The 16,803-nt window shown below is 39.7% G+C and carries 10 protein-coding genes; 9 read left to right on the top strand and 1 reads right to left on the bottom strand.

Features of this window, described 5'->3' with window-relative positions; genetic code table 11:
• The first annotated feature begins 294 nt into the window (after nt 1–294).
• The 6 genes from AB657_RS02560 (at nt 295) to AB657_RS02535 (ending at nt 9,885) form a co-directional block, all read left to right on the top strand.
• Complete coding sequence (locus tag AB657_RS02560) at nt 295–2,064, top strand: AMP-dependent synthetase/ligase (RefSeq protein ID WP_047245061.1); 1,770 nt, start codon at nt 295–297, stop codon at nt 2,062–2,064.
• A gap of 379 nt (nt 2,065–2,443) precedes the next feature.
• Nucleotides 2,444–2,896: a MarR family winged helix-turn-helix transcriptional regulator gene (locus AB657_RS02555; protein WP_047245060.1), complete on the top strand. Its 453-nt coding sequence runs from the start codon at nt 2,444–2,446 to the stop codon at nt 2,894–2,896.
• Between the two features lie 15 nt (nt 2,897–2,911).
• Nucleotides 2,912–5,317, top strand: a complete 2,406-nt coding sequence (locus AB657_RS02550) for a 3-hydroxyacyl-CoA dehydrogenase/enoyl-CoA hydratase family protein (RefSeq protein ID WP_047245059.1) — start codon at nt 2,912–2,914, stop codon at nt 5,315–5,317.
• 4 nt (nt 5,318–5,321) lie between these two features.
• A complete protein-coding gene (locus AB657_RS02545; protein ID WP_047245058.1) occupies nt 5,322–6,512 on the top strand; it encodes an acetyl-CoA C-acyltransferase in 1,191 nt (396 codons plus the stop codon).
• A gap of 17 nt (nt 6,513–6,529) precedes the next feature.
• A complete protein-coding gene (locus AB657_RS02540) occupies nt 6,530–8,338 on the top strand; it encodes an acyl-CoA dehydrogenase family protein (protein ID WP_047245057.1) in 1,809 nt (602 codons plus the stop codon).
• A gap of 101 nt (nt 8,339–8,439) precedes the next feature.
• Nucleotides 8,440–9,885 (top strand): pyridoxal phosphate-dependent decarboxylase family protein, encoded by a 1,446-nt coding sequence (locus tag AB657_RS02535; protein ID WP_047245056.1) that lies wholly within the window; start codon nt 8,440–8,442, stop codon nt 9,883–9,885.
• On the opposite strand, the gene AB657_RS02530 is transcribed toward AB657_RS02535, so the two are convergent.
• The gene (locus AB657_RS02530; protein ID WP_047245055.1) at nt 9,886–11,685 is read right to left on the bottom strand and encodes a glycoside hydrolase family 15 protein; all 1,800 of its coding nucleotides are present in this window, start codon (nt 11,683–11,685) and stop codon (nt 9,886–9,888) included.
• A gap of 102 nt (nt 11,686–11,787) precedes the next feature.
• On the opposite strand from AB657_RS02530, the gene AB657_RS02525 reads away from it, so the two are divergent.
• The 3 genes from AB657_RS02525 (at nt 11,788) to AB657_RS02515 (ending at nt 16,788) form a co-directional block, all read left to right on the top strand.
• Nucleotides 11,788–14,001, top strand: coding sequence for a bifunctional alpha,alpha-trehalose-phosphate synthase (UDP-forming)/trehalose-phosphatase (locus AB657_RS02525; RefSeq protein ID WP_047245054.1), 2,214 nt, complete (start codon nt 11,788–11,790; stop codon nt 13,999–14,001).
• 156 nt (nt 14,002–14,157) lie between these two features.
• Nucleotides 14,158–15,357: an MFS transporter gene (locus tag AB657_RS02520; protein WP_047245053.1), complete on the top strand. Its 1,200-nt coding sequence runs from the start codon at nt 14,158–14,160 to the stop codon at nt 15,355–15,357.
• A gap of 99 nt (nt 15,358–15,456) precedes the next feature.
• Nucleotides 15,457–16,788 (top strand): M28 family peptidase, encoded by a 1,332-nt coding sequence (locus AB657_RS02515; RefSeq protein ID WP_047245052.1) that lies wholly within the window; start codon nt 15,457–15,459, stop codon nt 16,786–16,788.
• Nucleotides 16,789–16,803 lie beyond the last annotated feature (15 nt).

Below are 16,803 nucleotides of genomic sequence, written 5' to 3'. Positions count from 1 at the left end.
ATCCCTCAATTGAATTGAGTCTTCACAAAGGCTTTATTTCAAATATGTTTCTGCTAAAATTATGATAAAACAGAAATAATAACCTATTGCAGACCCTTTCTCTTTTAATTCTAAAAAAAATATCATAATACCCTAAACTACAAATTGTTGCATTGAAACAACAAAGCCATACCTTGCACAAAGACATTTATTTTAATTATAGAATATATAATCTACCCCTATTAAATTTGTCAATACAATTTTAAAGTACCGAGTTCTTTCATTATTTTGCAATAAAGTTTATAGAATCCAAGTATGCAAAAAGTTACCCGCCTATTCGATTTTCCGTATTACCAATTGGAAAACTATCCTTTGGAAAAAGCTCTGGTTACCAAATATGATGGAAAGTGGTTGGCCACTTCAACCGAAGAGTATATAAAAAAGGCCAATACCATAAGTCGTGGCCTGCTAAGGCTTGGTGTAAAACCAAACGATAAAATAGCTATAATATCATTGACCAATCGTACGGAATGGAATATTATGGATATTGGAATATTACAATTAGGAGCACAGACCGTTCCAATCTACCCGACCATATCGGAAGAAGATTATGAATATATCCTGAACCATTCTGAAGCAAAATACTGCTTTGTCTCTTGTGATGAAGTACTAACAAAGGTCAATGCCATTAAATCAAACCTAAAACACCTTACAAAAATCTATAGTTTCAATAAGATAGAAAATTGCGACAATTGGCAAGACATTCTTGATTTGGGAGAAGATGAGTCCAATCAGCCCGAAGTTGAAAAATTAAAGGAAATGGTAACACCCGACCAGTTGGCCACACTTATCTATACCTCTGGTACAACAGGTAAGCCCAAAGGGGTAATGCTATCACATGACAATATCGTATCTGATGTAGTGGCCAGTAAAATGCGTGTTCCTTTTGATCAGGGCGCAAGCGCCTTAAGCTTTCTTCCGGTCTGCCATATTTTTGAACGTATGATCTTGTACCTCTACCAATATTGCAGTATCCAAATTCATTTTGCGGAAGGGCTCGATAAAATCAGTGACAACCTAAAAGAGGTGAAACCCAATGTCATGACCGTGGTACCAAGACTGTTAGAAAAAGTTTACGACGCCATTATAGCCAGAGGAAGCGAACTAACAGGCATAAAGAAAAAGTTGTTCTTTTGGGCCGTAAATATAGGACTAAAGTTCGAGCCTTATGGCGCCAATGGCTGGTGGTACGAAAAGCAACTGTCCATAGCAAGAAAACTAATCTTCAGCAAATGGAAAGAAGGATTGGGCGGTAACCTAACCACCATGGTTTCGGGCAGCGCAGCATTACAAACTAGACTTGCCAGAGTTTTTGGAGCCGCCGGTATACCCGTTATGGAAGGTTACGGACTTACCGAAACCTCTCCTGTAATTGCCGTAAACCAAGTAGCAGGCAAAGGATGGAAAATTGGAACCGTTGGTAAGATTATTGATAAGGTAGAAGTAAAAATAGCGGACGACGGAGAAATTCTCTGCAAAGGTCCAAATGTGATGCTTGGCTATTATAAAGATCCGGAAAAAACGAAAGAGGTCTTAAAAAACGGATATTTTCACACTGGTGATATCGGCGAAATAGATTCCGAAGGCTTTTTGAAAATTACCGACCGTAAAAAAGAAATGTTCAAAACCTCGGGAGGTAAATATGTAGCACCACAAATTTTAGAGAACCGGTTTAAACAATCTCGCTTTATAGAAGAATTGATGGTCGTAGGAGAAGGCGAAAAAATGCCAGCAGCCCTCATACAGCCAGATTTCAAATTCTTGGCTGATTGGGCCAAACTTAAAGGAATTTCGTTTACCAGCAACGAAGATCTGATTTCTAATCCAAAGGTATTGGAGAGGTATCAAGAAGAAGTTGATTTGGCCAATGAGCAATTTGCAAGATGGGAAAAAGTAAAACAGTTCCGCCTAACCCCGGATGTATGGAGTATTGATGCCGGCCACCTTACGCCTACCATGAAACTTAAACGGAAAATAGTCAAAGAAAAATACATAAATCTATACAACGACATTTATGGCCATTAACAAAATCATGACCCCACTCACTAACCTGGGGTTGTGATCATTCTGGCAGATTCAAAAATGATGCTCCATTAACAGCCATTTTTGTCCATAGCCAACTAACACTATTATCGACAATTTGTACCATACGCAAAAGGTTTTCCTTTTTGTGCCGATATCTATATTATTGCAGATAACCACAATTATTCCCTAATACTTTACATTATACATAATCTAAATTGCAATAATTTTCCATATATGCTTTTTTGCCCCTAACCTTCCTCCCATCTAACAAGAACAAAAAACACCACCCTCACTTAAAAAATAACTAACAAAATTTTACTAATTTATTATGCATGCATAATAAATTTTCATATATTTGGTAACCAACTAAAAATCCTATATGAAGGAAATCACCATTGATTACGCCCTTCGTGCTACTTGGCAAGCAGTTGCTAGAATGTACAATGAAGAAGCTAAACATTTTGAAACAACAATGGCCATAGGTTTTACATTATTAAGTATAGATCCTAAAACAGGTACCCCTTCTACTTCCCTTGGCCCTAAGATGGGAATGGAAGCCACCAGTCTTTCTAGGATATTAAAAAGTATGGAAGCAAAAGGTCTAATAGAAAGAAAACCAAATCCTTCCGACGGACGTGGGGTGTTGATACACTTGACCGATTTTGGACTAGAAAAAAGAAAGGACTCCAAAGACGTAGTATTAAAGTTCAATGACGTAGTTAAAGAGCATGTTTCCGAAGAAAGCCTAAAGGGCTTTTTTGAAGTAACCAATGTGATAAACAAGCTAATAGCGGACAAAAAAATATATACAAAAGATACATCAAATCATTAATACAGCTAAGATTTCATGAACAAGCACATTAAAAAAGTAGCGGTAATCGGTTCCGGGATAATGGGAAGTGGAATCGCTTGCCATTTCGCCAACATTGGCGTAGAGGTTTTACTCTTGGACATTGTTCCTAGAGAACTAACGGACAAGGAAAAAGCGAAAGGCTTAACATTAACGGACAAAGTGGTTCGTAACAGACTCGTGAACGATTCGCTCACAGCTGCTCTAAAATCGAAACCCTCCCCTATCTATCACCAGAAATTTGCGGATAGAATAACTACCGGAAACTTAGAAGATGATATCTCTAAAGTAGCCAAAGTGGACTGGATCATAGAGGTTGTTGTAGAACGATTAGACATAAAAAAACAGGTTTTTGAAAACTTGGAAAAGTATAGAACCCCTGGAACTTTGATCACTTCGAACACTTCGGGTATTCCGATCAAATTCATGAGCGAGGGAAGAAGTGACGATTTTCAAAAACATTTTTGTGGCACGCACTTCTTTAACCCTGCCAGGTACCTTAAATTATTCGAAATAATCCCAGGGCCAAAAACCTCACCCGAGGTATTGGAGTTCTTGAACGGATACGGCGAAAAGTTTTTAGGAAAAACTTCAGTAGTCGCAAAAGACACTCCGGCCTTTATTGGAAACCGTGTGGGTATTTTCAGTATTCAGAGCTTGTTTCATACCGTGAAAGAATTGGGCATGACAGTCGAAGAGGTAGATAAACTTACCGGCCCCGTTATCGGCAGGCCAAAATCTGCCACTTTTCGCACCGTAGATGTAGTAGGTTTGGATACTTTGGTGCATGTTGCCAATGGTATTTCGGAAAACTGTAAGGACGATGAACGCCATGAGCTGTTCGCCCTGCCAGACTTTATCCAAACCATGATGGAGAACAAATGGCTCGGAAGTAAGACAGGTCAAGGATTTTATAAAAAGGTTAAAGGAGAAAAAGGCAAAAGTGAAATTTTGACCTTAGACTTGGATACCATGGACTATAGATCTAAAAAAAGCGCAAAATTTGCCACTTTAGAACTTACCAAGACCATTGACAAAGTAGTAGATAGATTTTCTGTTCTTGTAAATGGAAAGGATAAAGCCGGGGAATTCTACAGAAAAAGCTTCGGACAGCTATTTGCCTATGTGTCTCACCGTATTCCAGAAATTACAGACGAGCTTTATAAGATAGATGATGCGATGAAAGCCGGATTTGGATGGGAACACGGCCCTTTCCAGATTTGGGATGCCATTGGTCTTGACAAGGGATTGGAGTTTATTGCTGCCGAAAACCAAACAGCTGCTGCCTGGGTTACAGAAATGAAGGCAAAAGGCATAGAGTCTTTCTATTCCGTAAAAGATGGGGCTACCTATTTTTATGACATCCCTAAAAAGGAAATGGTAAAAATACCTGGACAGGATGCCTTTATTATTCTAGACAACATTAGAAAATCTAAAGAAGTATTCAAGAATAGCGGTGTTGTTATAGAAGATTTGGGCGATGGTATTTTAAACTGTGAGTTTCAGTCTAAAATGAACACTATTGGTGGCGATGTGCTCACTGGGTTGAACAAAGCCATTGATTTGGCCGAAAAAGATTTTCAAGGCCTGGTAATTGGTAACCAAGCAGCTAATTTCTCGGTGGGTGCGAACATTGGTATGATCTTTATGATGGCCGTAGAGCAAGAATACGATGAATTGAACATGGCCATTAAAATGTTCCAGGACACCATGATGCGAATGCGCTATTCTGCGATTCCTACCGTATCGGCCCCTCATGGTATGACTTTGGGAGGTGGTTGTGAATTATCCTTACATGCCGACAAAGTGGTTGCAGCGGCCGAAACCTATATAGGTTTGGTAGAATTTGGCGTTGGGGTCATCCCTGGTGGTGGTGGTTCTAAAGAATTTGCCTTAAGAGCTTCGGATACTTTCCGTAAAGGAGATGTAGAATTAAATGTTCTTCAAGAATACTTTTTAACCATTGGTATGGCCAAAGTATCTACCTCGGCATACGAGGCATACGATATGGGTATATTACAAAAGGGGAAGGATATTGTAGTCGTAAACAAAGACAGACAGATAGCAACCGCAAAAGCCTATGCAAAACTTATGGCAGAAGCAGGCTATACACAGCCTCCCAAACGTAAGGATGTAAAGGTTCTTGGAAAACAGGCCTTGGGTATGTTTTTGGTAGGTACCGACTCTATGGAAGCTAGCCATTATATAAGTGAACACGATAAAAAAATAGCCAATAAATTGGCCTATGTAATGGCGGGTGGTGACCTATCGGAACCTACCTTGGTAACAGAGCAATACTTATTGGATCTGGAAAGGGAAGCGTTTCTTTCTTTATGTACCGAACGTAAAACCTTGGAACGTATTCAACACATGTTAAAGACTGGTAAACCTCTTAGAAATTAAAAAAATGAAAACAGCATATATAGTAAAAGGGTATCGTACTGCAGTTGGAAAAGCCCCTAAGGGCGTCTTCCGTTTTAAAAGAACGGATGAGCTTGCGGCCGAAACAATAGAGTACATGATGAAAGAACTGCCCGACTTTGATAAGAAACGTATCGATGACGTAATTGTGGGCAATGCAATGCCAGAAGGTTCCCAAGGCCTTAACATGGGACGGTTAATTTCCCTTATGGGATTGGATATTGTAGATGTACCCGGTGTAACGGTAAACCGTTTTTGTTCTTCGGGACTTGAAACTATCGGTATAGCTACGGCTAAAATTCAATCGGGAATGGCAGATTGTATTATTGCAGGTGGCGCCGAGAGCATGAGTTCCGTGCCCATGACAGGTTATAAGGCCGAACTTAATTACGACTTGGTAAAATCTGGTCATGAAGACTACTATTGGGGAATGGGAAATACCGCAGAGGCAGTAGCCGAGGAATTCAAGGTTTCTAGAGAAGACCAAGACGAATTTGCCTATAATTCCCATATGAAAGCCCTTAAGGCACAAGAAGAAAATCGTTTTCAAGATCAAATCGTTCCTATAGAAGTGGAACAAACCTACATAGATTCTAATGGTAAGAAAGCTACCAAGACCTATACGGTAACGAAAGACGAAGGACCACGAAAGGGTACTTCGGTAGAAGTGTTGAACAAATTACGTCCGGTTTTTGCCGCTAATGGTAGTGTTACCGCAGGTAACTCCTCACAAATGAGCGATGGTGCCGCCTTTGTATTGGTAATGAGCGAAGATATGGTAAAAGAGTTGAACCTTGAACCTATAGCACGTTTGGTAAATTATGCCGCAGCAGGCGTTCCTCCGAGAATCATGGGTATCGGCCCTGTGGCCGCCGTACCAAAAGCTCTTAAACAAGCCGGTCTTAAACAAGAGGATATAGAGTTGATAGAACTTAACGAAGCCTTTGCCTCACAGTCCATCGCCGTAATACGCGAATTAGGTCTAAATCCTGATATCGTAAATGTAAATGGAGGAGCCATAGCATTGGGCCACCCATTGGGTTGTACAGGAGCCAAATTATCCGTTCAGCTTTTTGATGAGATGCGCAAGCGCTCTATGCAAGGCAAGTATGGTTTGGTAACCATGTGTGTAGGTACCGGACAGGGAGCTGCAGGTATTTTTGAATTTTTGAAATAGACAAAAGAATTATAATTATGAGTACCGAAAATAAACAAGATATTCTTAGAGGAGGACAATTCCTCGTCAAAGAAACCAATTGCGAAGACGTCTTTACTTTAGAAGACTTGAACGAAGAGCAAAAAATGATGCGTGAGAGCACCAAAGAATTCGTCGACAGAGAACTTTGGGCCCACTGGGAACGTTTTGAGAAAAAAGACTACGCCTATACCGAAGAAGCCATGCGAAAAGCCGGTGAACTTGGTCTATTAAGTGTTGCCGTACCAGAAGCTTACGGCGGAATGGGCATGGGATTTGTATCTACCATGTTGGTCTGTGATTATATTTCTGGGGCCACAGGCTCTTTTAGTACCGCTTTTGGTGCACATACGGGTATTGGTACCATGCCTATCACCCTTTATGGTACCGAAGAACAGAAACAAAAATATGTTCCAAAATTGGCCTCTGGAGAATGGTTCGGGGCATATTGCCTAACAGAACCGGGTGCCGGTTCGGACGCCAATTCCGGAAAAACAAAAGCCGTGCTGTCCGATGATGGAAAATATTACAGCATTACAGGTCAAAAAATGTGGATTTCCAATGCGGGATTCTGTAACATGTTCATCGTATTCGCACGTATTGAAGATGATAAGAACATCACTGGCTTTATTGTAGAAAACAATCCTGAAAATGGAATAACACTTGGTGATGAAGAGAAAAAACTAGGTATTCACTCCTCTTCTACCCGCCAGGTATTCTTTAATGAAACAAAGGTTCCTGTAGAGAATATGCTCTCTACCCGTGGAAACGGTTTCAAAATTGCCATGAATGCCCTAAATGTTGGTAGAATTAAATTGGCCGCCGCTTGTTTAGAAGCTCAAAGAAGGGTTATTAACGAAGCCGTTAAATACGCTAATGAACGTATTCAGTTTAAAACGCCTATTGTGAACTTTGGGGCCATCAAAGCAAAAATTGCCGATATGGCCACCAATGCATATGTGGATGAATCTGCTTGCTATAGGGCCGCTAAAAATATCGAGGATAGAATAGCGATACGTGAAGCGGATGGCAATTCGCACCAAGAAGCAGAATTAAAAGGAGTGGAAGAATATGCCATTGAATGCTCTATTTTGAAGGTAGCGGTATCTGAGCATGTGCAGCACACCACAGATGAAGGTATTCAGATTTTTGGTGGAATGGGCTTTAGTGCCGATACCCCAATGGAATCTGCATGGAGAGATGCCCGAATAGCCAGAATCTATGAAGGAACCAACGAAATTAACCGTATGTTGGCCGTAGGTATGTTGGTTAAAAAGGCCATGAAAGGCCATGTAGACCTTTTAGGCCCTGCTACTGCCGTTGGCGAAGAACTTATGGGAATCCCTTCTTTTGATACACCAGATTTTTCTGAACTTTTTGCTGAAGAAAAAGACCTATTAAAAAGACTAAAAAAGGTTTTCTTGATGGTTGCCGGTAGTGCCGTGCAAAAATTTGGTCCTGAGTTAGACAAGCACCAACAATTATTGATGGCCGCATCCGATATTTTGATCCAAGTATATTTAGCGGAATCGGCTATCTTAAGAACAGAAAAGAATGCCAAACGTTTTGGAGAAGACTCACAGGCTACCCAAATCGCAATGTCTAAATTATACCTGTACAGGGCTACCGATATTGTGATCCAGAAAGGTAAGGAAGCCATTGTTTCTTTCGCCGAAGGTGATGAGCAACGTATGATGCTTATGGGACTAAAACGTTTTACAAAATACACTAACAACCCTAATGTAGTGGCCTTGCGCACACAAATTGCCGACAAGGTAGCTGCAGATAACGGTTACACCTTTGACTAATTCAGATTTCCCTTTTGTTTTGTTGAACAAAAGTAAAACCACTCCTTAAAAGGAGTGGTTTTTTATTTGCCCAGGTTTTAAGAAGCGTCTATTTTTAAACCATGAACAAAAGCTATTTAACCGCTGTATATTCTCCTGAATCCTTTCAAAAAAAGGGACATGAACTTATAGATGACCTTACACGTCATTTAGATGATAAAATCAATGAAAAATCAGGAAAGGCCATTCATTGGAAAAATCCGGAAGAGGAATTGGAATTTTGGAGAAATTTTCTAGAGAAGGGAAATAAGGATGATTTGTTCAAAGAAATTACTAAACGTACCGTTTATGTACATCACCCTCATTACATAGGGCATCAAGTGAGTCCCGCCGCTCCCATAACGGCACTTACAGGTATGATAAGCTCATTGCTCAACAATGGTATGGCCGTTTATGAAATGGGAATGGCCCCAAGTGCTATCGAAAGAATAGTCACCGATGTGCTCTGCAAAAAAATAGGATGGAACACCGATTCCAGAGGTTTTTTGACCTCTGGTGGCACCTTGGCAAACTTAACCGCACTATTAGCGGCAAGGAAGGCAATAGTCTCAGAAAATATATGGAAAGACGGTACAAATAGACCCATTGCCATTATGGTCAGCGAAGAGGCCCACTATTGCGTGGATAGAGCCGCTCGTATTATGGGATTGGGAGAAAAAGGAATCATTAAAATTCCTGTGACCGATAATTATCAAATGAACACCTCGGTATTAAAGGATAAATATGAAGAAGCCAAGGCCAAGGGCATTGAAGTTTTTGCCATCGTCGGCAGTGCCCCTTCTACGGCAACAGGTATTTTTGACAATCTAGAAGAAATAGGGGAATTTGCCCATACCCATAATATATGGTTTCACGTAGACGGTGCCCATGGAGGCGCGGGAATCTTTTCGGATAAATACAAAGAAACCCTCAAAGGAATCGATACATCCGACTCGGTTGTTATTGACGGGCATAAAATGATGATGATGCCTACCATTACCACTGCCCTATTATTAAAAGATGGACGGTATGCAAATAAGACCTTTAGCCAAAAAGCGGACTATCTATTAACCGAATCTGACCATGAAGATTGGTATAATTCGGGTAAAAGAACCTTTGAATGCACCAAGACAATGATGAGTATTCACTGGTATACCTTGCTTAAAGTATATGGCGAACAGGTATTTGATTCCTATGTTACACACCTATACGATATGGGGTTCATTTTTTCCGGCATCATTGAAGAAAACCCTCATTTTGAGCTGGCCCTAAAACCCATGTCCAACATTGTCTGCTTTAGATATATAGACAAAAACCTCTCCTCTGTAGAACTTAATGAGATAAACGCAAAAATTCGGCAGCAATTATTGGAGGATGGAGAATTCTACATTGTACAGACCAAATTACAAAATATACATTACCTGCGCGTTACGGTCATGAATCCGTTTACTACAGAAAAGCATTTTAGACAATTATTGGAAAAAATACTGACATTTGCCGATCAAATTTTGCCCATCGGCACTAAATAATCAACTTATAGATTCCAACACCTGTTCCTCACTTTCTTTTTTAGAGAAATTGATAGCACATTCTATCAAGGCAAGGTGCGAATAGGCCTGTGGAAAATTCCCCAGTAACCTTTTGGTCTTAAAATCAATATCTTCGCTAAACAACCCTAAATGATTACTGTAAGACAATAACCTATCAAAATGTTTCATGGCCTTTTCCTCTTCCCCTATTTTGAACAAGCTATTAATAAACCAAAATGTACAAATGGTAAAAGACGATGAAGGCAGGCCAAAGTCATCGGCATTTTTGTAACGATACAGTAATCCATCGTTACTTAATTCCTTTTCTATTGCCTTTACCGTACTAACATATTTTGGATCTTTGGCATGAATAAATCCATAGGATTCCATCAGCAGCACAGATGCATCCAAATGTGATGAACCATAGGATTGTGTAAAGGCATTAACCTCTGAATTCCACGCATTTTTGTGAATATCGTTCTTTATTTCTTGCTCTAAGGCCGTCCATTTTTGAATCTTATTGGCTTTTCTAAAAAGTCTTGCCACTTTAATAGCCCTGTCTATCGCCACCCAACAAAGTACTTTTGAAAAGGTAAAGTGACGGTCTTCGGTCCTAAACTCCCATATTCCTTTATCGGCCTCTCTCCAGTGGTTAGAGACGATCCATACAATACCTTTGGTTATTCCCCATAAATCTTCCCCATTTTCTATATCATTACTATATTTTGATAACTGCTCATAGATAACATCCATCAAAATGCCATAAATATCATTTTGTCTTTGTTTATAAGCTGCATTTCCTATCCTTACAGGGGTAGATCCCTTATAACCGCTGAGATGGTCCAAAGTATGTTCGGTCAACTTTTTTTCTTTGTTGATGCCATACATGATCTGCAGTTTTTCATCCTTATCGGGAATAAGGTCCACAATAAACTGTAAATATCTTTTTGCCACGTTTCTATGGCCCAGTTCACCAATTACCTTTATGGCCATAGAAGCATCCCTGATCCAGCAAAAACGATAATCCCAATTACGGACTTCACCGATAGTTTCCGGCAATGAAGTCGTTGCCGCTGCCAATACGGCCCCCGACTTGTCATAGGTCAACAATTTTAAGGTAATGGCACTACGGCTTATCTGCGCATTGTATTTTCTGTAATTAGGTGTTTTACTGCTCCAATTAAGCCAATACACCTTGGTACGCTCTAGTTCTGTATACATTTTTCGCACCGTTGGCTGAAAAAGTTTTTCATTATATCCTAAAAGAAAATAACCATCTTTTGTCAGCTCAATTTCGCGCCCTTCTAAAACAGCATTCTTGTTAAAAGAAGTATATAAAAAACAGGTGTCGAATTTTTCGCCATGGGTAAGGCTTACTATAAAATTCTTTTTTATATATGTTTGCGTTTCGCCATGTGCATATTCTAATTTTGGATCATAAAGTACTTTAAACTTGGGCTTTCCGCTTACATGTTTAAAATAACGTACAAACTCTGGCGGAGCATTGTATCCTCCGTTGGGTTTACGGTATCTTGGCATAAAATCCCTGATTTCGAAACAATCTTCGCCCGATGAGAACCTAGTAATCAAAACAGCCGTATGCTTTTTATATCGTTGGGTGATCTTAAAAGAATCATCGACCAAAATCTCAAAACTACCTCCAATTTTCTCATCCAATAACTTGCCGAATAGAGATGAAGAATCAAACTCTGGCAAACAACACCAATCTATTGATCCGTTTTTAGAAACCAAGGCCGCACTTCTACAATTTCCAATAATTCCGTAATCTAAATTATCCATTCAATAAAAATATCAATTCAATTGGGCATACAATTGCTATTGCCCTTCTTTTTCCCGAAATTGAGTGAAAATAAATTTAAATCAAAGTAAAAATCGCTATTTATGGCCAAAACTATCATAATCTCAAATAGACTACCTGTTCAATTACAAATTAGCAATGGATCCATTACCGCGATACCCAGTGTTGGTGGTTTGGCAACAGGGATGAAATCTGTTCATTCGGGAGGCGATAGTCTGTGGATAGGTTGGAGCGGTCTTACCGATGAAGAAATTCCAGAAGAACTGGCTCCAAAAATTGATGCCGCCTTGGCCGAACATGGCTCCTCTAAAGTCATGTTAACAAAGAAAGAGGTAGATGGTTTCTACTTCGGGTTCAGTAACAGAACCATTTGGCCATTGTTTCATTACTTCATGGAATATTCGGAGTTTGAACTGGAGAGCTGGGAAATATACAAGGCAGTTAACCAAAAATTTGCCGATGCCATATTGAAAAAGGCCGATAATGACGATACTATTTGGGTTCATGACTATCAACTAATGTTGGTTCCGCAAATGGTGAGAGAAAAAAGACCTGATATTTCCATTGGATTCTTTTTACATATACCGTTTCCCTCATTTGAAATCTTTAGAACGCTACCATGGAGAAAAGAAGTGCTCTTAGGTCTATTGGGGTCAGACCTAATAGGTTTTCATACATACGATTATGAAAGGCACTTTTTAAGTTCTGTACGAAGATTGTTGGGCCTAGAAGTTAGTTTTAACGATATTTATCTGGACGAACGTGTCATTAAAGTAGATTCATTTCCGATGGGTATCGATTATAAAAAATTCAACGATGCTGCCAAAGAACATGCCCAACGAACGGAAGATGAAAAATCTGAATTACAAAAACGGTTGGACACCCATAAAAAATCGGCTCCCGATGCAAAATTCTTTCTGTCGATAGATCGTTTGGATTATACCAAAGGAATTGCAAAAAGGTTAAATGCCTTTGAATATTTTTTAAACAAGTATCCACAATACAAAGAAAAGGTAAGGTTGATCATTCTTGCGGTACCCTCTAGATCCAACGTGCCACAATATCAATTGCTAAAAAAGGAAATCGATGAACTGGTAGGCCGTATAAACGGAGAGCTTTCAACCGTAAGTTGGACTCCTATATGGTATTTCTACCGGTCTATGCCATTTGAAAACCTAATAGACCTTTACACCTCTTGTGACATTGCCTGGTTGACCCCTATTAGGGACGGTATGAACCTTGTAGCAAAAGAATATATCGCCACTAGAACGGACAAGACCGGTGTTTTAATATTAAGCGAAATGGCGGGTTCTGCCAATGAAATGAACGAGTCACTATTGATCAACCCCAATAATTTTGAGGAAATCGCCGACACATTGGACAAAGCCATTAACATGCCCAAAGAAGAACAACAACATAGAAACGGGCTTTTACAAAAAAGACTGGAAAGATATAATGTTGAAAAATGGGCCAATGATTTTATGACCTCTTTGATGAACCAAAAAGAAAAGGACCTCACCTATATTTCACGAAGGCTGTCCATAGATTTGATGAACACGGTCATGAAACAATATAAAAAGGCAAAAAGAAGACTTATTTTCTTGGATTATGACGGTACTTTGGCCGGATTTCATAACGACCCCCAAAAGGCGAGTCCCGATGAAGACCTCTACAGGCTATTAGATGAGATATCCAGTCAAGAAAACACAGATATGTACTTAATAAGTGGAAGAGACAAAGAAACTTTCACAAGGTGGTTTATGCCAAAAAAATACAACATGATCGTTGAGCACGGAGTTTGGATTTCACAGAACGGTGAAGATTTCAGAATGCTGGAAAACGTAAAAAAAGATTGGATGGAAAAAATACACCCAGTATTGGAATCTTTTGTAGATAGAACCCCTGGTAGTTTTATAGAAGAAAAAAATTACTCATTGGCATGGCACTATAGAAATACCGATCCCGATTTTGGTCAGAAGAGAGCCGTTGAGTTAAATACGGTATTGACAAGTTTGATCGCCAATGACGACTTAAGTGTGCTAAACGGTAACAAAGTAATGGAGATTAAAAGTAGTAACGTAAACAAGGGAAGGGCCTCTATGCGCGTATATACAGAAAAAGAGTACGATTTTGTTTTCGCTATCGGCGATGATTGGACCGATGAATTTATGTTTCAGGAATTACCGGAAGATACCATCAGCGTAAAGGTAGGACGCCAGAAAACACAGGCCAGATATTTTGTTGACAATACGAAAAATGTAAGGGATATTTTGTCTCGTTTTGGAAACCAACATTAATAAAAGCAGTAGAATGGTAATTTATAATGATAGTATATAAGGTTGTCAACGACCAATACAGTGCAGCTTATAAACCATATACCCCATTTCCCCTTCAAGGGGTTGCAATGAATATTGAAAATTGACAAAAGAACACTTTCATTTCCTTAACAAATTTTGAGGCCTAAACCATACATTCTACCCGTTATTATCATTGCCCAATTCGCATGTACCTCACCATGGTTTGCCGGAAATACGATCATAGACGACCTTGCCCTTAAAACAGGAATCGGAAATGAAATTGTCGGGTATATCATATCGTCGGTACAATTAGGTTTCATAACGGGCACTTTGTTTTTTGCCCTTTTTATAATAGCCGACAGGTTTTCCCCTTCTAAAGTGTTTATGGTTTGTGCCTTGATCACGGCGGCATTCAATTTTTCTTTATTGATGGAAAACATATCTAAATGGCCGCTATTGATCGCTAGGTTCGGAACCGGCTTTTTTTTGGCCGGCATTTATCCTGTGGGAATGAAAATAGCGGCCGATTATTATAAACACGGATTGGGAAAAGCCTTGGGCTTTTTGGTAGGGGCATTGGTACTCGGAACTGCGTTCCCATACCTGATAAACGGTACTTCATGGGGAGACAGCCCTGAAATGGTCATAAAAACAACCTCTGTTTTCACGGCCATCGGAGGTGTTTTTCTTTTTGTTCTTGTTCCCAACGGTCCTTATAGAAAATCCAGTAAAAAATTAAACTTTGCTGCAGGCCCTAAACTCTTTAGATCCAATAACTTTAAAAAAGCGGCTTTCGGATATTTTGGCCACATGTGGGAACTATATGCCTTTTGGACATATACCCCATTCGCTATTAAAACCTTTAACGACCTATCGGATACCAACATTTCCATACCATTGTTCACCGGAACGGTCATAGCCTTAGGGGGTATTTCATGTGCTATTGGCGGCTTGGCCTCACAGCGTTATGAAAGTAAAAAGATCGCACTCATAGCTTTGTTCATTTCTGGAGTATGTTGCCTTTTCTCTCCCTTTCTATTTACAGCTTCACCCTACTTCTTTATAATCGGATGGTGTGTATGGGGAATGGCCGTAACCGCAGACTCACCCCAATTTTCAAATTTAGTGGCCAATGCAGTATCCCCAGAATTAAAGGGCACAGGACTTACTATTGTAAATAGTATTGGGTTTGCACTCAGTATAGTCAGCATACAACTATTATCCTTTTTATCCGAATCCATCCCCCCTACTTATATTTTTTTAATATTGGCACTTGGTCCCATATTTGGATTGTGGCAATTAGGTCAAAAGAGATTTATTTTTAATACTTTTAGAAACGATGAATCTACCACGTAATATTAGTAGAATTAAGACCTTCAGAAATGCCATATTTACCATTACAACAACATATTTTTACAGGTTGTCTATTCTACAAAACAAACAAAACCAATTAAAATGAAAAAATTGCTTCTACTAGGTCTTCTAACCCTCACTTTTACACTAACCGCCCAAACAGACCAACGTATTTATGACATCATTAATACCGTTTCGGCAGAAAGGATAGAAAAAGATGTGACCACCTTGGTCAATTTTGGTACTAGACACACCTTGAGCGATACCGTTTCTAAAACTAGGGGAATAGGGGCCGCACGACGTTGGATCAAATCTGAGTTCGAGAAAACTTCCAAAGCATGCAACGATTGCCTCGATGTCTTCTACCAAAAAAATTTAGTGAAAAAGGGTACCAACCAACGTATTGTAAAAGATGTGGAGGTCGTAAACGTTTTGGCCATACAAAAAGGCTCTAAATACCCAAATAGATATATTATCATGAGTGGCGACATAGATTCCCGTGTTAGCGACCCCACCAATTACACGGATGATTCTCCTGGAGCCAATGATAATGCAAGTGGCATGGCAGGTACTATAGAAGCGGCTAGAGTATTGTCTAAATATACATTTGACAACAGTATTATCTACATGGGACTTTCCGGTGAGGAACAAGGCTTGTTCGGTGGTAAAGGAGTAGCAGAATACGCCAAAGAACAAGGATGGGAAATAATAGGTATTTTCAACAACGATATGATAGGAAATATCAAAGGGGTAGACGGAGTTGTAAGCAATGTAGATTTTAGAATTTTCTCTGAACCCGTACCTCCAACAGAAACCGAAGAAGAACGGAAAGCTCGTAGGTTTTACGGGGGTGAAGTCGATGGTATTTCTAGGCAATTGGCTCGTTATGTCCATAAAACGGTAAAAACATATATGCCAGAAATGAACCCTATGATGATTTATCGTTTAGACCGTTTTGGCCGAGGAGGCCACCATAGACCTTTTAACGATGCTGGTTTTCCTGGTATACGCATTATGGAAGCCCATGAAAATTACACACAACAACACCAAGATATTAGAGTTGAGGACGGTATAGCCTATGGAGATGTACTGGAACATGTGAACTTTGAATATGCCGCTAAACTAACTGCGGTAAATGCTATTAACCTAGCTTCTTTGGCATGGGCGCCACCGGCACCAAAGGAGGTGAAAATCGGAGGTATCGTACAACCTGCCGCCAAATTTCAATGGAGCAAGGTAGAAGGGGCCGTAGGCTATAAAATATATTGGAGAGATACGACCTCACCTACATGGGACCATAGCCGATTTGTAGGTGATGTTACAGAATTTACCTTAGATGGCATTGTTATAGACAATTTCTTTTTTGGTGTATCGGCCGTTGGTAAAAATGGCTTTGAAAGCCCCGTTGTATTCCCTAATGCAATTTTTAGATAAACGATTAATTATATA

Origin of the sequence: Maribacter thermophilus (assembly GCF_001020565.1) — a bacterium.
GTDB lineage: Bacteria > Bacteroidota > Bacteroidia > Flavobacteriales > Flavobacteriaceae > Maribacter > Maribacter thermophilus.
The sequence above is the reverse complement of the archived record's forward strand: the minus strand, read 5'-3'. Positions and strand labels throughout refer to the sequence as shown.